Genomic DNA, 20,145 nt, shown 5'->3' with positions numbered 1-20,145 from the left:
GTCCCTCTCACTTCTCCGTGTCGTGATTGCTCGGCCGCCGAACGAGATACGGTGCCACGCTGGCGAGCTTCTCACAGGTCTCGTCGAACTCGCGTTCCGGTGTGGACTGGGCGACGATACCGGCTCCGGCCCGGAGCCAGGCACGTCCCTGCTGCTGGTACACCGCTCTCAGGACGAGTGCGGCCTCGAGAGTTCCGTCCGACGAGGTGCGCACCACCGCTCCCGAGTACAGACCGCGTTCGTCGTCGTCGAGGCGCGTGATCGCCTCGATCGACTCTCGTTTGGGGATGCCCGATGCGGTGACGGCCGGGAAGACCGCTGCAAACGCGTCCCACGAGGATAATTCGTCACGGAGCCTACCCCGGACGGTCGATGCCAGGTGTTGCACGCTGCCTCGCTCGCGCACGCTCATGAAGTCGGTGACCGCGGCCGATCCGTTGCTGGCGACGGAGGCGACCTCGCGGAACGCGGTGCGAACCGAGACCGCGTGCTCGGCGAGTTCTTTCGGGTCTTGCTCGAGATCGCGGCGTGCCGCGGCGTCCTGTTCGGGGCCTTGGCCGAAGGCGCGGGTGCCGGCGAGCGGTTCGGCCGAGACCATGCGCTGTTCGTCGACGGCGACGACGAGTTCGGGGCTGAAGCCCGCGGCGGCGACACCGCCGATATCGAGCAGGAATGAGCGGGCCGGTGTGTTGGCCAGGCGTCCTGCGCGGTAGGTGTGGGGCAGGTCCACCTCGAATGGGATCGGGACGGTGCGGGAGAGGATGACTTTCGCGTACTCGCCGCGGCGCACTTCGTCGATCGCCGCGCTCGCACGGGCGCGGTAGTGGTCGGTGTCCGTCGAGATATCGACGGTGCTTGCCTGCGGTGGTGGCTGCGACGGGCGAACCCGCTGCAGCGCAGCAGCAATGGCGGTCTTCTCGGCGGCGGTACCTCCGGTGACGAGGACGTCGTCGCCGGTGGATCGTCCGAACCTGATCTCGATCCGCGGGACGAACAGGTGCGCAAGGGTGGTGTCGCCGTGACGCCGTGCGTCCGGCGCGACCTGGGTGTGGGCGGAGAATTCGAAGCCGACCCAGCCGACAGCATTCCACTGCGGCACCGGGAGTGCGGCGAAGGCACGCTGCAGGGCCGCGGCCGGATCGCCGGACCACGGGGTGACGCTGTGTTCACCGTCCCAGGTGGTGGTCACGGTCCGGGTGGTTAGGACGACCGCGCCGGCGATGTCGGCGGCGATCACCCAGTTGCCGCGGTTCTCGTACACCAGATAGTCGTCGAACAGTCCGGCTTCGGTCAGGGCGATGACACGGGTCAGGTCCCGGTCGAGCAGATCAGCGTCCGTCGACGGATCGAGCCCGACAGCGGCGTCGAGTTCCTCGACCGTCGGCGTGGTCACGATCGGCTCCCTACGTCGGCGATCAACGCGTTCTTGTCGATCTTTCCGACCGCCGTCATCGGAAGTGAGGGGCGGCTGACGGTGCGATCCGGCAGGGTGTTGCGGGCGCATCCGGAGTCGAGCAGGAATGAACGCAGATCGGCGAGTGTCGGCGGCGCCCCGCGGGCGACGATGACGGCGCAGACGCTTTCCCCGAGATCTCGGTCGGGAATCCCGATCACCGCGACCCGGGAGACCGCCGGGTGCGTGAGCAGCAAGTCCTCGAGTGTGTCCGCGGCGACGTTCTCGCCCCCGCGGGTGATGACATCCTTGATTCGACCGGTCACGATCAGGTGGCCGGTTTCGAGCATGCGGACCTGGTCGCCGCTGCGGTAGAACCCGTCCGCGGTGATGGCGGTTCGATTGTGCTCGGCGGCAGAGTAATAGCCGTTGATCGTGTAGGGACCGCGGGTCAGGAGCTCCCCCACCGTGCCGGCGGCGACATCGTGTCCGTGCTCGTCGACGATCCGGACCTCGTCGAACTCCGAGAGCGGCCGCCCCTGGGTGGTGATCCGCAGTTCGTCGGGATCGGTCAGGCGGGTGTAGTTCAACAACCCTTCGGCCATGCCGAACACTTGCTGCAACGTGCAGCCGAGGGTCGGCTGGACGAGTTTGGCCACCTCCGGCGTGAGTTTGGCACCTCCCACCTGCAGCAGTCGCAGCGTCGAGAGGTTCGCGGTCTCCCATTCGGTCGCCTCGCACCACAGATGCGTGAGTGAAGGCACCAGGGCGGTGACGGTGATGCCGTGCTTCTCGATCAGCCCGAAGGCGTGCTCGGGGCTCGGGTCGCGCGTCATGACAACCGCGGCACCGGCACCGAGCGTCCCGAGAATGCCGGGACACGCGAGCGGAAAGTTGTGGGCGGCGGGAAGGACGGCGAGATACACGTCGTCCGCTGTCAGCGCGCACACCTCGGCGCTGGCCCGGGCGTTGTATTCGTAATCGTTGTGGGTGCGGGGAATCAGCTTGGGCAGCCCGGTCGTTCCGCCCGACACGAGCAACACCGCGACATCACGTGAGTCGGCGCGGTCGAAGGTGCGTTCGGTGGCCCGGACGTCGGCAAGCGGTGTGAACTCCGCCGCGTCGCCGTCGATGATCACGGTCGTCACGGTCGGCACGGCAGCCACGACGTCCCGTGCGAGTTCGCGGTGGTCGAATCCACCGTCGACATCGGTGGTCACGTACGCCGTCGCCTCGGACAGTGCGGCCAGGTGGACGATCTCGCGGGCGCGGTGGGCAGGCAGCGTCAGTACCGGAACGGCACCGCATTCGAGCAACGCGAAGAGCACCACGACGAAGGCCGTGGTGTTGGGCAGTTGCACCACCACACGGTCCCCCGGGGCGATCCCGCGCTCGGCGAATCCTGCTGCGGTGGTGCGTACCCGGCTTTCGAGTTCGGTGTAGGTGATCTCGCTGCCGTCGTCGATCACGGCACGACGGTGTCCGTGGGCGTCGACCCACTCGTCGAACGCCGCGGGAATGGACCGACCGCGCCACAGCCCCGCATCGACATACCGCTGCGCCCGGTCGTCCTCGAAGGCAATGAAGTTGGGCTGCACGGCGAGTTCTGTGGTCATCGTTGTTCCTCGGATTCTGGTGTATCGGCGCCGGCGAATTGTGGCGTTGCGTCCGACGCTGCGGCGTCGAGAGTGTGGTCGACGTATCCGCGCAGCGAAGCGAGCGACACCAGCGCGAGCAGGGACAGCACCACCATGATGGCGCCGTAGACGATCAGGGCCGTCGAGGCGACGAAGGCCGTGCCGATGAGACCGGCCACCGCGGACCCGACGGACAGTCCGAAGACGTTCTGTGCGCTCCAGAGGCTGTTGGTGCGGCCGAGCAGTCGGTCCGGTGTGTTGGTCTGGATGAGGGTGTAGGCCACGATCTCCTGGATTGCCCCGAACGCTCCCGCGACGGCCAGCAGCACGAGAGCCACCCATACGACGGGCGCGAACCCGACCCCGGCGAGGGCAACGAAGCTTGCGGCGAGCGTGAGGACGAGCGTGTACCCCTTGCGTCGTGCACCGCCGATCCAGCCGCTGCCCACCGATCCGAGCGCTGCGCCGACGGCGGTGGCCGAATACAGCAGGCCTGCGGCGCGCGGGTCGCCGCCGAAGCGCTGTTCGACGAACGCCGGGATCAGCACCCCGACACCGCCGCCGAGCAGCGCGATGGTCCCGACGATCAGGACGGAACGCACGGTGTTCTCGCTCATCGCGAAACGGAAGCCGCCGGCGAGGGACGCCCACGGCGGCTCGGTGTCGGCCTCGTCCGGTCGCAGTTCCGGCAGCGTCATGAGCAGGGGAACAGTGAGTAGGGTGCCCGCCGCGGCCGCCCAGTAATTCCAGGTGACCCCGGCGGCCGCGATCACCACGCCGCCGAGTGCCGGTGCCGCCATCATGCCGAGCTGGACGGTCAGCGCGTTGATGGCTCCGGCTGCGGCGAACGAGTTCTCCGGGATGAGCGCCGGTGTGACCGCGAGCAGCGCGGTGATGCTCACCGCGCCGACCGCTCCGTCGACGGCCCCGAGTGCGTAGATGGCCCACACACTCGGATCCGCGGTCGCCGCGTTGAGCGCGAGTCCGACGAACGCGAAGCCGCAGACGGCGCGGGTCCACACGATCAGTCGTCGCCGGTCGTATCGATCGGCCAGCACACCGCCGGTGAGCAGTCCGATCAAGGTGGCGACACCAGTTGCCGTGGAAGCGAATCCGACGTGCGCCGTCGATCCTGTCAGTGCAAAGATCTGTATCGGCACTGCCACGATCAGCATGCCGATCCCGAAGACCGCGATGGTGCGTGCGATGACAATGCTTCGGAAGGGCGGGCTCTCGCGCAGCGGCGACAGATCCACCAGCAGAGCGTTGCCGCTCATCGTGATCCTCCTGCCGTTTCCGGCTGCTATCGGTTGACGTTCCCGGCCGCGGTGTTCAGCACGGACGCGACGTCATCGAGGATGTAGGGGATGGTCAGGACCGTGAGTCCGCCGAACGCGAAGTTCTTGTCGGCACTGAAGTCCTTGGTAGACCCTGTGCGTCCGTCCCCGACGACCGGCTGCGACGCCACCACGGGCTCGGCGAGGAAGGAGTTCAGGGACTCCTTGTCGTAGGCCACCACGAACAGCACGTCCGATCGGAGGAGTGCCGCCTGCTCGTAACTGAGCTCGAAGTACACGGCGTCCGGATCCTTGGTCGGGTCGGCCTCCTGGATCGTCGGCTCGTTCTTCAGACCCAACTGCTCGAGGAACTCGACGCGCACGTCGGCACTCTTGCTCACCGCGAAGGTGCCGGGGCCGTTGGGAAGGGCGATACTGACCGTCTTGCCCTGCAGAGCCGAGTTTTTCGCGGCCACATCAGCGATCGTGGCATTGGTGTGGTCGATGAGGTCGGCCGCCTCGGACTGCTTCCCGAGCGCCTCACCGGCGATGGTCAGCTGTTCCTGCCACGACGCGGTCCACGGCTTGTCCGGGTAGGCAACCACCGGCGCGATCTGGGACAACGCGTCGTACTCCTGCTGCGTGATGCCGGAGTACGGAGCGAAGATGAGATCGGGGTCGGCCGCCGCGAACTGCTCCACCGGCACCTCACCGGTGCCGTCACCGGACAACAGTGTGGGCTGCTCGCCGCCGAGCTTGTCGAGGGCCGCGGCGTCCCACGTCAGGATTCCCTGCTCGTTCGCACCGTACTGCGGTCCGGAGAAGGTGGGCATCGCGACAGGGACGACACCGAGCGCGAGGATGGCGTCCTGGTTGGACCATCCCCACGTGGCCACCCGCTGGGGGGCTTCTTGAATGTCGGCGACGCCCAGACTCGACTCGATCTGCACGGGGAACGCGTCACTCGACCCCGCAGACGACTCTGCGGCGTCTGCCCCGTCATTCGAACTGCATCCCGCCAACCCGACTGCGAGTCCGACCGCGGCCAGCACGGCTACCATTCCGCGAACGCGGCCGGCTCCGGCCCGTCTGCGTCGACTGGCGAGCCCGGTTTCCAAAATCCCTGTCACTCCAACACCTCTCGACCGTTCGATCTGACCGTGCGCCCCGGTGGGCGACGGCGCGTACAAAGTAACACAAAGGTAACCCTTGCCTCAGTTGCTCTTTTCGTCGGTCGCCGCCGCCACGATCTCGGCAACGGACCGCAACGCGGCTGCCCAGGCATCCACCAGTCGGGGCACGTCGGGCACCACTCCCCCGGGCCACGACACCGTCGCACCCAGCGTGGAGACGGCCCCACCGTCCGCCTGCCTCCGGTCGTGCACGTAGCTGTCCACCACCAGGGGATACGCACACGGCACGGTCGCACCGAGTCCGTCGTCCATGCTCTCCCGGAACGGGCTCGCCCCGAAGGCACCTCCGGCATCGCCACCGCCGAGATCGAATCGGCCGAGATAGTTGAATTCCACCGCGGCCGACGGCAATCTCCCGAGCACCGCACGCCCGCACGGATTCAGGTAACGCAATGCCCCGTATGACGATCCGTCTCCCGGAACCGCGGACCGGCTGCGGCGGGCAGCGGCAACGAGATCGCGTACCGCGTCCTCTGATCCGGCGACGAGGGCGTCGTGCCGATCGGCACGCGCGGCGACCCGGATCGGATGGACGTCGGTGAGCCAGCCCACCACTCCCGATCCGTCGACAGCGCTCGCTCCCACCTCCCCGCGGCCGTGCCCCTCGATGTCGAGGACGAACTCGATGTCGCCGTCCCCGGTCCCGGCACCCGACCAGGCGACGAGCGCCGCGGTGAACGTGCCCAGCAGGACATCGTCGATCGACCCACCGAACACCTCCGATATCCCGGTCAGCAGGCGCGCCGTCTCCTCCGCCGCCACCGTGAACGATGCCCGCTGCACGGTGGCGCCCACATCGACGGCGGGATCGATCGGGCGAATCAGCGGGAGCGGTGCGCCTGCGGCGCCGATCGACGACCAATGGTCGAGATCGGCCAGGATCGCGTCCGAGTGCGCGTGATCGTGCACGGCGTGCGCCCACTGCCGGAACGACTGGGGCGCCGGTGCAACCACGGCGCCCGGGCCGTGATCGCGGGCGGCGGCGAGGTCCGGCAACAAGACCCGCCACGACACTCCGTCCACCACGAGGTGATGGAGGGTGATCAGAAGTTCTCCGGGCTCGCCGCCGTTGCGCCTGAGCCAGACCAGATCCATCATCCGGCCGTCGGCGGGGCGCAGCCGTGCCTTCGCTGCGCGCGACGCCGTCCGAACCGCGTCGCGGACGGCGTCGTCGGGCAGTGCCGCGACATCCAGTTCCGACAGCCAGTCGTCCGGGACGTCACCGGGCTCGGGGACGAACAGGTGTGCCCCGTCGAATCGTGCCCGCAACACCGGATGCCGGCGCGTGAGGGTGTTCGCCATTGCCAGGATCGCGTCCACGGTCAGGTCGGCGGGAACCCGCAGCAGCACCGCCTGCGAGATCTGTTCGACCGGGCCGTCGAGTTCGGCGAGCCAGGTCACGATCGGAGTGGATGGGACCTCGCCGTACGGCGAGACGCAGGAGTACGGCGATTCGCCCGACGGGCCCGTCGACTCCACCGGCCCCGCCGCGAGCTTGCGCACCGTGCGCTTGGTCAGCACGTCCCGTGGTGACACCGTCAGACCGCCTGCGCGCAGTCGCGCCGACAACTCCATCGACATGATGCTGTCGCCACCGAGGTCGAAGAAGTCGTCGTCCGTTCCGATGTCGGGAACGTGCAGCAGGTCGGCGATCTCGGCGCACAACCGGCGTTCGAGTTCGGTCTCCGGCGGACTCGGCGCCCGGTCGGGGACCTGACCGTCCGGCAGGGCGGTGAGGTCGAGTTTTCCGTTGGGCAGCAGCGGGAAACGGTCGAGGATCGAGTACGCGACGGGCACCATGTAGGCGGGCAGCCGCTCGGCGACACCGGCACGCAGTTCCCGGACGTCGAGCGTGCGTGCCGGCTCCGGGATGACGTGTGCCGACAACCGTTCGGCGCGTGCGACGACACGGGCATCGGCCACCCCGGCGAGGGAGCGCAGGCAGTGTTCCACCTCGCCGAGTTCCACGCGGTGACCCCGGATCTTGACCTGGTGATCGGCGCGACCGATGTAGTCGAGCAGACCTCCGTCGGTCCACGACACCAGATCGCCGGTGCGGTACATCCGGGTGCCGTCGGCGGCGAACGGGTCCGCCGTGAAGTGCTGCGCAGTCTGTGCGGGGGCGTCTCGGTAGCCGCGGACCACACCGGGTCCACCGATGTACAGCTCACCGACCACCCCGGTGGGAACCGGACGCAGTGCGGCGTCGAGGACATACGCGCGCAGCCCCGCGACCGGCCTGCCGATGCGCGGCGCATCCGACTCGTCGGTGGCGACATGGACCGCGTCCACCGTTGCCTCGGTGGGGCCGTAAAAGTTGTGCAGCACCACCGAATCGAGCGCACGCATCCGATCCCAGAGCTCCCGGGACACCGCTTCACCGCCGACGCCGAGGGTGCCGATCTCGCGACCGAGGCCGGCGCGGATCAGGTGTTCGAGCAGCGACGGGACCACCTCGACGAAGTCCGCCGACACCCGGTGCAGTTCGCCGAGCAGTGCACTCGGGTCGGTGACGCGATCGCGGTCGAACACGTGGACGGCGTGGCCGCCGAACAGCCACAGCTGCGGCTGCCACGACGCGTCGAACGCCAGTGACCACGCGTGACCGACGTTCAGTTGCGCGCGACCGGTCCGCGCCACCGCTGGGTCGTGCACTCTCGCACGGTGACTGAAGTACAGGTTCGCCAGCCCGCGATGCGGGACGACGACTCCCTTGGGTGTCCCCGTGGTGCCGGAGGTGTAGATCAGGTACACCGGTGACTCCGGGTGGATCGGGGTGCGGCGTTCGGCATCGGTGATGTCGCGGTGATCGTCGTCGGATTCGGCGAGGGTCGAGGAGTCGAGGATCCGGCACCGACCGAGAGACACAGCACCGCTCAGTAGTGCGTTGTCGGCAGGGAGGTCCGCCGGTCCCGTCACGATCGCCGCCGGCCGGGCGCTGTCGATGATGCGCTGGGTCCGCTCGGCGGGCGCGTCGGGTTCGATCGGCAGATACGCGGCCCCGGATCGCATCACCGCGACGATCGTGGCGATCGTGTACGCCGATCGTGTCGCGGGCACGACGACCACGTCCTCGGCGCCCACCCCCGACCGGATGAGCGCGCGGGCGATGCGGTTGGCCCGTGCGCCGAGTTCGGCGAAGGTGAGCGTCGTGCGCGCGTCCGTCACCGCGACCGCGTCGGGGGTGCGGGCGCACTGCGCGTCCAGGACCTCGACCAGGGTGCCGCCCGGGTAGGGTGAGCTCGTTCCGGCGAAGTCGGTCAGGATGCGCTGCCGCGCAGCGTCGTCCACCAGCGGAAGACCCGCGACCCGCCCGGATCCCGGGGAGAGCATCGAGGCGAGAACCGCGTGCAGCGATGCACTCATCGTCGCGGCTCGCCCTGCCTCGACCAGGTCCGGCCGGTACTCGACGACGACGCGGAGCCGCTCCCCCGGGAAGACGGTCACGGTGATCGGGTAGTGCGTCATCGTGTGGAAGTCGCCGACGCGGACCGAGAAGTCGTCGGAGTCGATGCCGGAGGTGTCCGCTGCAGCGAAGTTCTCGAATACCACGAGGGTGTCGAACAACTGGCCGACGCCGGCGAGTCGCTGGATATCGGCGAGACCCACGTGGTGATGGTCGAGAATCGATACCGTCTGCTCGCGGAGCCGGCCCAGGACATCGGCCACCGTGGCGTGCGCCGGGACGTCGACCCGCACGGGGATGGTGTTGACGAAGAGTCCGACCATGTCGCTGGAGCGGTCCAGTCCGGCGGGCCGCCCGGACACCGTCGAGCCGAACACCACGTCGCTCTGACCGGTGACACCCGACAGTGCCACCGCCCATGCCACGTGCACCAGTTCGCTCAGTGTCGAACCGAACCCGGCCGCCGTGCGCGCGAGCGCGGCGGTGCGCTCGGCGGTGAGATCGACGACGATCTCCTCGGCGTCGACTCGTGAGGGCCGGCCGGCCGCATCGGAGACCAGGCAGGGTCGCACCGGGCGCTGCTGCGACGCGGGGCCGGGGGCGACCACCTGTCGCCACGCCGCCGTCGACTGCTCGGAATCGCGAGCGGCCAGCCAGCGCAGGTAGCCGTCGAACGAGGCCGGGGCGTCGAGGGTTCCGCCCTGGTAGAGGCGGAACAGTTCGGTGCCGACGGTACCCATCGACCATCCGTCCACGAGCAGGTGATGCATCGTCACGATCACTCGGTGCCGGGTCGGCGACTCGTCGAGCACGGTGACCCGGATCAGGAGCGAGTTCTCGACATCGAATGTGCGCCGATCCTGTGCGGCGAACGCCGCGGCCTCCGGTCCGTCGAGAGGGTCGACCGTCGTCCGCCGGACCGCAATGTTCCGACCGTGTTGCAGCACGGCGACGGTCCGGCCCGACCGTAGGGTCACGAACCGTGACCGTAGGCTCGGGTGGCGGTCGAGCAGTGCGCTCAGCGCCGCGTCGAACCGGGGACCGTCGAGTTCGCCGGTCACCTCGAATTCGGTGGCGATGATGTAGATCTCGTCGGTGTCGTCGGCGGCGGTCACCGACTGGAACACGATGCCCTGCTGCAGCGGGGTCGCGGGGCGGACGTCGGCCGGGTCGATCCCGGCGGCCGCCAGTTCCGCGAGTTCCGCATCGTCGAGGACTGCGAGCGGAGCCGATGCGTGATCCGCCGCGGCAGCGTCGTCCGTGCGGGTGGTGGCTGCGCGGGCCGCGATGGCCTCGACCGTCCGTCCGGCGAAGATGTCCGCGGTGGTGAGCACGACGCCCTCTCGGGCGGCGCGGTGCACGAACGAGATGGCGGCGATGCTGTCGCCGCCGAGCGCGAAGAAGTCGTCCTCGACTGTCACAGCGGCCACGTCGAGGCCGGCGAGATCGGCCAGTATCGACGCCACGACGCGTTCGGCGGGCGATCGTGGTGCGGCGCCTTCGGCGGAGTCCACCGGAATCGGGATGCGGGCGAGGGTGAGTCGGTCCAGTTTGCCGTTCGGTGTGGTCGGGAGCGTCTCCTGTGGCACCCAGGCCGCGGGAACCATGTACTCGGGCAGTCGCCGGCGTAGCAGTGCGGCGAGGTCGGCGCCGACCGTGTCCGCGGCGTCGCGTCCGGCGGGAACCACGAATCCGGCGAGGCGTTCTCGCCCGGCACCGTCCGGTACGGCGATCACGGCGACGTCGTCGACGAGTCCGCTCGCCGCGACGGCCGCTTCGACCTCGGCGAGTTCGATGCGGTGGCCGCGGATCTTGACCTGCCGATCGGTGCGACCGATGATGTCGAGGGTGCCGTTCGGCAGCTGTCGTCCACGGTCACCGGTGCGGTACATCCGCTCCCCCGCGCGGCTGCTCGGATCCGCGACGAATCGGGTTGCCGTCGCCGACGGGGCGCGGTGATAGCCGCGGGCGAGCTGGATCCCGGCGACATAGACCTCCCCGACCGCGCCCGGCGGGGTGGGGACGAGGAACTCGTCGAGGATCCGCAGGGTGGTGTTCGGGACGGCGCACCCGACGGCGCTCGCCGGGGTGGATCCGGCCGCGGGGAGAGTGACGTCGTGGGTGGCGACGTCACCGGCCACCTCCGATGAGCCGTACGAGTTGGTCAGGCGTGTGGTGGGGCAGGCGCGCGCGATCGAGTCGACGACGCCGGGGGTCAGGGTTTCGCCGCTGACGATCCAATGCGTCACCGTGGCGGTCTCGGCTGCGGCGACGTCGCTCAGTGCAGCGGCAAGGGAGCCGACCGCGGTGATCTGGGCGGCCGTGTGGGCGGCGGTCAGCCGGGCCAGAGCGTAGGCGTCGGTGAACTCGTCGTCGCGGGCGACGATCACTTTCTGGCCGGCGAGCAGGCCGGTCAGGAGTTCGGTGGTGCCGTCGATGAAGCTCAGTGAACTCTTCGCGAGCCGGCTCCGCGGGCTGCCCCAGCGATGCACGGCCCACTGCAATCTGCTCGCCAATCCGTCGCGGGTGCCCAGTACGCCCTTCGGTGTGCCCGTCGACCCGGAGGTGTAGACCAGATAGGCGGGCAGGCTGCCGTTCCGGGTGGTGGTGAACGGCGTCGGCCCGGAACCGCTTTCGCTGTCGGAGACGGTGATACGCACGGCATCGGGCGCGAGATGGTCCAGGATGCCGGCGGTGTCCGGGTGCACGATCACGGCGTGTGGGTCGGCGTCGGTCATCAGGAAGGCGATGCGCTCGCGGGGGTACCGGGTGTCGATGGGCACCACCGCCGCGCCGACGTCGAGGACCGCGAGCAGCGCGGCGACCATGTCGACCCCGCGTGGCAGCGCCACCGCCACCGGTGTTTCGGGTCCGGCGCCGACGCGGCGAAGGTGTGCGGACAGGTCCGCAACGCGCCGGGCGAGGGCGCCGTAGGTGACGGTGACGTCACCGGAGACGAGAGCGACGTCGTCGGCGGACGCCGCGAACCGTTCCGCGAGTTGCCGTTCGAGTGGTTCGATGGCGACGAGGGGGCCGGGCTCGAGCTGACCGGGGTCCGGTCGGAGCGTGGTGAGCGCCCGCACCACCGGTGCATCGAGCTCGCGGGTCAGCGTGTCGAGCAGGGCCGCGAATCGGTTGACGAGAGTGGCCGCGACCGCGGCATCGACCGCGCCGGGCCGGTACACGACGAACGCCCACAGGCGGGGATCCGGTCCGGCGACCAGCGCGAGGGGGAAACTCATGGGTGCACCGAGCACCGTGACGTCGTCGACGCCCGCATCGTCGTCCGGGACGGCGCTGGGATAGTTCTGGTACACGACCGCCGTGTCGAACAGTGTCGGGTGCGGCGTGGTCCGCGCGATGTCGGACAACCCGAGGTGGCGGTGTTCGTCGAGGTCGAGGTGACCGGCTTGCATGCTCGTGAGCAGGTCGCGGGTGGTGACAGTGGGGTCGATCGTCACGCGCACCGGGACGGTGTTGAGTAGCAGCCCGACGATCGACTCCGCGCCGGGAAGGTCGTAGGGGCGGATGGACGCGGCCATGCCGAATACGATGTCCCGCTGCGCCGTCAACCCGGACAGGACAAGGGCCCACGCGAGTTGCACCACCACGTTCACGGTGACCCCGGCGTCTTTCGCGCACAACGCGACCCGATCTGCCAGGTCCGCCGGCAGGTCCGCGTCGATCCGGATCGCGGTGTGCTCGTCGGCACCGGCACCGGCACCGGCACCGGCCGCAACGAGTGTCGGCGCGTCGAGCCCGTCGAGGTACGCAGCCCACTGTGCGCGGGCTGCGTCGACGTCCTGCGCGGCCGTCCACCCGAGGTAGCGGCCGAATTCGACGGCGGGGACGAGGCGGTCGGTGGTGCCGCCGGCATCGTGGGTCTGGAGGAGTTCGCGGACGAACACCGCTTCCGACCAGCCGTCCATCAGGCTGTGGTGGTAGGTGATCACCAGCGTGCGATCGATGATCGTGAACCGGATCAGCGGCCGGCGGAGGAATTCGAACCCGGCGGCGCGATCGGCCGCTCGGATCGCTTCCGGGTCTGCTCCCGGATCGGCTGTCGTGGTCTCCGGGTCCGTCGCGCGCGGCACCACCCAGACGAGCGTGCCGTTCGCCCGCTGTCGGAGCACCGCTTTCAGGTGGGGGTAGCGGTCGAGCATCGCGGTGATACTCGACGTGAGGACCGCGGCGTCGATCGGCGATCGGAACGTGACCACGGTCTGTGACAGGTACGGATCCCGTGCCGGCACCGCGAGCGAGGACTGCAGGTACATGCCGGTCTGCAGCGCCGTCAGCGGCAAGACCTGGAGGATCTTGGATTCGCCCGGCGTCGTGTTCACCGGCTGCTGCCGGCTCACAGGCTGCCCTCGAACTCGTCGAGTTCGTCGGAGCTGAGGTCGGTAACCGTGACCGTCGCCGGTGTGAGTTCGGTCAGCGGTGTGTCGTCGACGGTCACGTCGGCGCCGAACAGTCGCACGGTGCGCTTGTGCATGATCGCGCGTGGGGTGAGCGCGATACCGGCGGTCCGCGCTGCCGATGCCACTGCGAGTGAGGAGATGCTGTCGCCGCCGAGACCGAAGAAGTCGTCGTCGATGCCCACTTGCTCGATGCCGAGGATGCGAGCGGCGATCTCGCACAGCACGATTTCGACGGGGGTACGTGGCGCCTGGTAGCTGTCACCGGTGGAATCCGGTGCCGGCAGTGCCCGTAGGTCCAGTTTGCCGTTGACCGTCATCGGGATTCGGTCGATGAGGGCAAACCGGGTCGGCACCATGTAGTCCGGCAGCCGGGTGGCGAGGCGGTCGCGGATCGTGGCGAACAGTTCCTCCCGATCGGCCGCGCCGTCGGAGACGACGTACGCGGCCAGTTGCCGGCCCCCCGATCCCGCCGCGGGGACCGCGCGGACCACCGCTGCGACGATCCCGGGGCATGCCGTCACGGCCGCCTCGACCTCGCCGAGTTCGACGCGATAGCCGCGAATCTTCACCTGGTCGTCGGCGCGCCCGCAGTAATCGTAGAGACCGTCCGGACGTACTCGCACGAGGTCGCCGGTGCGGTACATCCGGCCGCCGTCGGACCAGGGATCCGCCACGAACGCGGATGCGGTCACACCGAATCGTCCGAGGTAGCCGCGGGCGAGACCGGCGCCGGCGAGATACAGCTCGCCGATCGCACCGTCCGGGGTGGGCCGCAGCCAGCCGTCGAGGACGTAGGCGCGGGTCTCGGTGATCGGCGCGCCGATCGTCGCCGTCGCACTGTCCGCAGTGCCGCCGCCGAGGGCGTTGATCGTGTATTCGGTGGGCCCGTACAGGTTGTAGCCTTCGACGCCGGATTCGGCCTGCAGCCGCGACCACAACGTGTCGGGGACTGCCTCGCCACCGAGGAGCACGAGCGGCAGTCGGTGCTCGCCGTCGAGGATGCCGTGGTCGAGGAGCAGTTGGGCATAGGTCGGGGTGACGTTGACGACGTCGATTTCCCGTTGTGCGCAGTACGCGGCCAGCCCTGGTGCGTCGCGGCGCAGGTCCTCGTCGCAGATGTGGACCTCGTGGCCTTCCACGAGCCAGAGCAGTTCTTCCCACGACATGTCGAAGGAGAAGGAAACGGTGTGCGCGATGCGCAGTGTCCGGCCGTCGGCGGCGGCGATTGTCGGCGCAAAGATCCTGCTGCGGTGGTTGATCTGCATGTTGGTCAGGCCGCGGTAGGGCGTGACGACGCCCTTCGGTGCGCCCGTCGACCCGGAGGTGTAGATGACGTACGCCGGATGCGCGAGCCGACCCGGGATGCCCGGCGCGAAGGCAGCGAGATCCGCATCGGTGAGCCGTGCACCCGAAAGCAGTTCCGTCGCCGTGGCAGCATGGTCGATCACCAGCACGTCGGCGTCGGTGACGAAGGGGCGCGCCGAAACGGCGGACGTGGTCACCAGGAGGTCCGGTTGTGCGTCTGCGAGCATCACGTTCAGCCGCTCGGTCGGATGATCGAGTTCGAGCGGCAGGTACGCGGCCCCGGTTCGCAGCACAGCGAACAGCGCCACGACCATGTCCACCGTGCGGGGCAGGGCGAGTGCGACGATGCGCTCCGGACGGGCGCCGCGACGGGCGAGTGCGGCGGCGAACGAATCTATGCGGGCGTCGAGCGCGCCGAAGGTCACCGATTCCTCCCCCAACACGAGGGCGGTCGTGTCCGGGATCTGCCGGGCCCGGTCCGCGAGCATTTCGGCGATCGTCACGTCGGGTGTCCCGGTGAAACACGCGGGGTCGGGTGTGGCACCGCTCGCCCAGCGGGCGAGAGGGCGGTCGGGATTCGCGGCGATCGTCTCGAGGGCGTCGTGGAACCGGTCGAGGAGCTCACGCGCCCGTGACTCGTCGACCGCGTCGGGCAGGTACGTGATGCTGAGGTTCAACCGCTCACCGGGGTCGATCGCGATCGAGATCGGGAATTCCGAGCCATCGACCGTCGACAGGTGGCGCATCCGGGGCGTGGTTCCCGTATCGGGGGTCGCCGCGTTGCGCAGCACGAGGAGGGTGTCGAACAGCTCGCCGAGTCCGATGGACTTCTGGATGGCGCCGAGGCCGATGTGGTCGTGCGGCATCAGATCGAGCCGCTGGTCCTGGATCCGGGTGGCCAGTGTCGTCGCCGTGTCGGCTCCGCGGGCGGTGGCGCGCACCGGCACCGTGTCGATGAAGGCGCCGATGGTGCGGTCGCTGCCGGGAACATCGATGGGGCGTCCGGACAGGGCAGTGCCGAACACGACATCCTGGCGGCCGGTGACGGTCGTCAATACCGCACCCCACGCGGCGGCGAGCACCGTGAACGGGGTGACCTGGGCCGTGCGGGCGATCTCGACCAGACGTGCCGACGATTCCCCCGATAGCAGGCGCTCGAGGCGCCGCGGCAGGAGCGATCCGTCGCGGTCTGTGGTGCGGTCGGTCAGCAGGGTCGGAGAGTCGAAGTCCGCGAACACGTCCCGCCACACCGCCGCCGATTCCTCGGGGTCACGACGTGTGAGCCAGGCGAGGTGATCGCGGTAGCTCGTCGCGGGCGCGGGCGCGGGGCGGTCGTCGTGCAGGTCGAGGATCCGGTCGGCCAAAAGCCACGACGAGGTGCCGTCGAAGGCGCCGAACCAGTAGTTGACCACCAGCCGGTCCTGGCCACCGGGCAGGTGCAGGACGGTCACCCGGAAGAGTGGAGGTGCGTCGATGTCGTACCCGGTCGCCCGGTCGTTCGCGAGTTCGTGCGCCACCTGGCGCTCGGCGTCCGGGTGGCCGGACAGGTCGATCACGCGCACGGGTGCGGCGGCCGAACGCCGGATCACCTGCACCGGCTCGCCGGCCTCGGTGAACGTGAACGCCGCTCGCAGCGTGGGGTTCTCGGCGACCACCCGGGCCACCGCATTGCGGATTCGCTCGTCGTCGAGGCGCCGGTCGAGGGCGGCGACGTTCTGCACCGCGTACAGCAATGTCGCGGCGGGGTCGATGCGGACCTGGTAGACCAACCCCCGTTGCAGTGGCGACAGGGGCCAGATGTCCTCGACGTCGCCGAATCGATCGGTGACGGCCTCGCGCTCGGTCCCGGTGAGCGTCAGCAGCGGCGCATCGGGGGATGCCGTCGACGACCTGCCACCCGGGTCGCCCAATTCCGTGATCTTGTCGGCGAGTCCCGCGACGGTGGGCGCAGCGAACACCATCCGCACCGTCACCGCGTCGGTGTTCAGGCGCTCGCGCAGTCGTGCGACGATCGTGGTGGCGAGGACCGAGTCGCCGCCGAGCGCGAACAGGGTGTCGGTCACGCCGACGCGGTCGACACCCAGCACGGCTCGCCACACGTCCGCGATGGTCGTCTCCAGCGGCGTGCGGGGAGCGAGGTGGGCGGCGCGGCGCTGCGAATCGGACAGCTCGCGTGCACTGGCCACGATCGCGTCACGGTCGATCTTGCCGTTGACCGTCACCGGCAGCGCGCTGGTGACGACGATCCGGTCCGGGACCATGTGCGCCGGAAGCGAACCCGCCAGCCGATCGAGGACGGCGTCGGCCGAGGCCCCGGCATCACCGGTCAGGACTGCGGCGGCGACCAGGATCGGCGATCCGGCCGTGTCGAGTGCCGCGGCGGCGGAGATGATGTCACGGTCCTGGTTCATCACGGCCTCGACCTCGCCGAGTTCGATGCGGAAGCCGTTGATCTTCACCTGGTTGTCGATGCGGCCGAGGAACTCGACCATGCCGTCCTCGACGTAGCGCACCAGGTCGCCGGTGCGGTACCAGCGGCGACCGCGCGCCTGGACGAATCGTTCGGCGGTCCGCTGCGGGTCGTTGAGGTATCCGGTGGCCAAGCCGATGCCGGATACCCACAGTTCGCCGCCGACCCACTGCGGAACATCCCGGCCGTGTCGGTCGACCACCCGGAACGCCATGTTCCGCAGCGGTGAACCGAACGGGACCGTCCGCCAGCGGGGGTCGACGAAGCGCACCTCGCAGATGCTGTTGTGGATCGCGGTTTCGGTGGCGCCGCCGAGCCCGGCGAACCGGCATCCCGGTACGGCTGCGGTCAGACGGCGGTACAGATCGACGGTCACCTTGTCCCCGCCGAGCATGACCACCTTCAGGGTGTCCCCCAGATCGACCCCGGTGGACAGGATCATGTCGAGCAGCGGAGGCACACAGCTCAGGACACTGACCTGGTCCTCGACGATCATGTGGGCCCAGCGCTGGGGATCCTTACGCTCGTGCTCCTCGATCAGCACGGCGGTGCCGCCGACGGACAGGCAGGAGAACAGGTCGAACGTGCACAGGTCGAAGTCCAACTCGGACAGGCACAGCGGCCGGTAGGACTCGTCCAGGTCGTAGCGGTCGACGAGGTCGCCGATCGTGTTCATCGCCGCCACGTGCGGAACGACGACGCCCTTGGGCCGGCCGGTCGACCCGGAGGTGAAGATCATGTAGGCCGCATCGTCCGGGGACCCGAGGTGTGGCCGGGCAATCGGATTGTGGGTGAGGGCGTCGGACATCGAGAGGTCGCGCCCGATCACGGTGCGGAACTGCGCCGCGTCGGCGATGAGGTCCGCGCGCGAGCGTGGCTGATCCACCCCGATGGGGACGTAGACCGCGCCGGCGGCGAGGACACCCAAGACGGCGATCACCTGGTCCGGCCCCTTGGGCAAGGTGATCCCCACCGCATCACCCGCGGTGACCCCGGTGGAGGCGAGTGCCGCGGCGACGCGCAGGGCACCGTCCGCGAGAGCGCCGTACGTCATCACGGTTCCCGAAGCCCACGTCAGGGCCACCGCATCCGGTGTGGCCGCGGCCCGCTCGAAGAAGCCGGCATGCAGCAGTGCCGGTGATGCACCCGCCGGGAAGTCGCCCGGATGGCTGTCGATCGGCGCGGGCTCCCGGATGAGGGCCTGGGTGTCGGGCAGCAGCGCCGGAATCGCGGAATTCCAGAAACCTGTTCCACCGTCGACGATCAACGACACCAACCGCTCGAACGCGTCGAACATCGCGGCAGGAACACCGGGGAGGAACTCGTTCTCGCGGACATCCCAGTTGACCAGCAGGCCGCCGTCGAGTTCGGTGATCTGCGCGTCCAGAACCACCTGGGGCCCTTGGGAGATGATCCATACCGGGTCGCCGAACGTCTCGCGAACCCGCCGATGGAAGAGCTCGCCCAGGCTGAGGGCGCTCGTGAACACGACCGGAGCGAGAACCTGTTCACCGCGCGATCGGCCCAGGTCGCGGAGGACCTCGACACCGGAGTAGTCGACGTGGGAGGCGTCCGCGTGCAGGGTCGCCTGAACGGCGCGTGCCCGGTCCACGAACGGCAGATCGTCGGTGAGGTCGACGTCGAGCATCACCGAGCTGGAGAAGTCGCCGACCAGTTTTGCGACGTCGGGGTGGGTGTGGGCACGGTCGAACATCGGGACGTTCAACAGGAATCGGGATTCTCGGGACCAGGCGCCGATCACCTCGGCGAAGGCTGTGGCCACTGCCACCGCGGGTGTGACCCCGTAGGCCCGAGCCGCCGAGCGCAGTCGGTCGTAGCCGGCGGCGTCGAGATGGAAGGCGAGGCGGGTCGCTCGGGCCGCGCCGGCATCGCCGTCGACCAGCGGCAACGACGGTGCCCCGGGCAGCTCGTCGAGGCGGCCGCGCCAGTAGGTTTCGGCAGCGGCCCGGGATGCGCGCCGCTCCGCCGGACGATCCGCCAGGTAGCGACCATAGTCGTATTCGATGAGCGGCAACGTCTCCCCGCCGTATGCCCGGGCGATGTCGTCGAGCAGGATGCGGTAGCTGACCGCGTCCCCGGCGATCATGTCGACGTCGAGGTGCAGCCGTGATCGGTCGCCGGGCAGGAGAGTCAGTTCGGCCGAAAACACCTCCCCCGCCTCGATATCGAGCATCTGGTGCGACAGTCGGTGTCGGGCGGCGGCGAGGTGCGCCTCGACGGTGGCGGTGTCGGCGGCCGCGAGATCCGTGACGGTCAGGGGGCGACGGCCGGAGGTCGGTAGAATCTGCTGCCTGCCGTTGTCGGTGATACGGGCGCGGAGCATTCCGTGCCGGGCGGTCACCGCATCCAGTGCGGTCCGCAGCCGAGCGGGATCGACACTCGGGCCGTCGAACTCTGTGTACAGGTGTGGTGCCACGCCCCCGAGGGTCTGGTCACCGCCGCGCCCCACCCAGTAGGCGTGTTGCAGAACTGCCAGGTCGAACGTATCTCCGGAATCCGAGTGCGCACGCGGGGCGGCATCGGTCACGACGGGCACATCCGCGGTGGTCAGAATCGAGGACCAAGCCGCAACGGTCGGCTCGGCAGCGAGATCGGCGAACGTCACTATCAGCCCGTCTCGGCGCCATCGACCCACCAACCTCATCACGACGAGTGATTCGAGACCGAGTTCGAACAGGTTGGCGCCACCTCCGATCGTTGATTGCTCAACTCCGAGCGCCTCCGCCACGACCGCCCGCACGTCGTCCACACTTGTCGCCTGCCGATGCACAGCCCAGCCCCTTAGTTGCCCGTGATCCACACATGAAAGAGAAAAGTTTAGGTAAACCTACCCTGAGAGTTAGGGAACCCTACACCAGAAATCCGCCGGAGTGGGTCGCTCCCTCGGCGAGAACCGAGATGCCCTACACCGCTGTTGATTAGGCTAACCTACCGAGCGTGACTTCAGCAGCAGAGGCGCAACGGTCCGCGTCGGAATGCCCGACTTCGACCGCCTCCAACGATCCACCCGGCCACCGCATTG

6 protein-coding genes are annotated in these 20,145 nt (G+C 69.1%); all 6 read right to left on the bottom strand.

The features are described 5' to 3' along the window. Positions 1–7 precede the first annotated feature (7 nt). The 6 genes from P3H15_RS05455 to P3H15_RS05430 all read right to left on the bottom strand — a co-directional run bounded on the left by P3H15_RS05455 (position 8) and on the right by P3H15_RS05430 (position 19,872). Complete coding sequence (locus tag P3H15_RS05455; RefSeq protein ID WP_276136305.1) at positions 8–1,393, bottom strand: salicylate synthase; 1,386 nt, start codon at positions 1,391–1,393, stop codon at positions 8–10. Continuing rightward, on the bottom strand, positions 1,390–3,009 hold the full coding sequence (locus P3H15_RS05450; protein WP_276136304.1) for a (2,3-dihydroxybenzoyl)adenylate synthase: 1,620 nt from the start codon (positions 3,007–3,009) through the stop codon (positions 1,390–1,392). The genes P3H15_RS05455 and P3H15_RS05450 overlap by 4 nt, the downstream gene beginning before the upstream one ends. Further along, positions 3,006–4,307, bottom strand: a complete 1,302-nt coding sequence (gene entS, locus P3H15_RS05445; RefSeq protein WP_276136303.1) for an enterobactin transporter EntS — start codon at positions 4,305–4,307, stop codon at positions 3,006–3,008. The genes P3H15_RS05450 and entS overlap by 4 nt, the downstream gene beginning before the upstream one ends. 26 nt (positions 4,308–4,333) lie before the next feature. Beyond that, positions 4,334–5,437 carry an iron-siderophore ABC transporter substrate-binding protein gene (locus P3H15_RS05440; RefSeq protein WP_276136302.1) on the bottom strand — a complete coding sequence of 368 codons (1,104 nt, stop codon included), beginning with the start codon at positions 5,435–5,437 and terminating at the stop codon, positions 4,334–4,336. Between the two features lie 84 nt (positions 5,438–5,521). Next, entirely contained in the window at positions 5,522–13,267 is a 7,746-nt protein-coding gene (locus tag P3H15_RS05435) for a non-ribosomal peptide synthetase (protein WP_276136301.1), read from the bottom strand. Continuing rightward, positions 13,264–19,872, bottom strand: a complete 6,609-nt coding sequence (locus P3H15_RS05430) for a non-ribosomal peptide synthetase (RefSeq protein ID WP_276136300.1) — start codon at positions 19,870–19,872, stop codon at positions 13,264–13,266. The genes P3H15_RS05435 and P3H15_RS05430 overlap by 4 nt, the downstream gene beginning before the upstream one ends. Between the last annotated feature and the right edge of the window lie 273 nt (positions 19,873–20,145).

This window comes from Rhodococcus sp. T2V (assembly GCF_029269925.1).
In the GTDB taxonomy this organism is placed as follows: domain Bacteria; phylum Actinomycetota; class Actinomycetes; order Mycobacteriales; family Mycobacteriaceae; genus Rhodococcus_F; species Rhodococcus_F koreensis.
The sequence above is the reverse complement of the archived record's forward strand: the minus strand, read 5'-3'. Positions and strand labels throughout refer to the sequence as shown.

Bases quoted from the DNA above. Each gene is read 5' to 3' on its own strand.
- P3H15_RS05450 (WP_276136304.1), bottom strand. From the start codon at position 3,009: ATGACCACAGAACTCGCCGTGCAGCCCAACTTCATTGCCTTCGAGGAC.
- entS (WP_276136303.1), bottom strand. From the start codon at position 4,307: ATGAGCGGCAACGCTCTGCTGGTGGATCTGTCGCCGCTGCGCGAGAGC.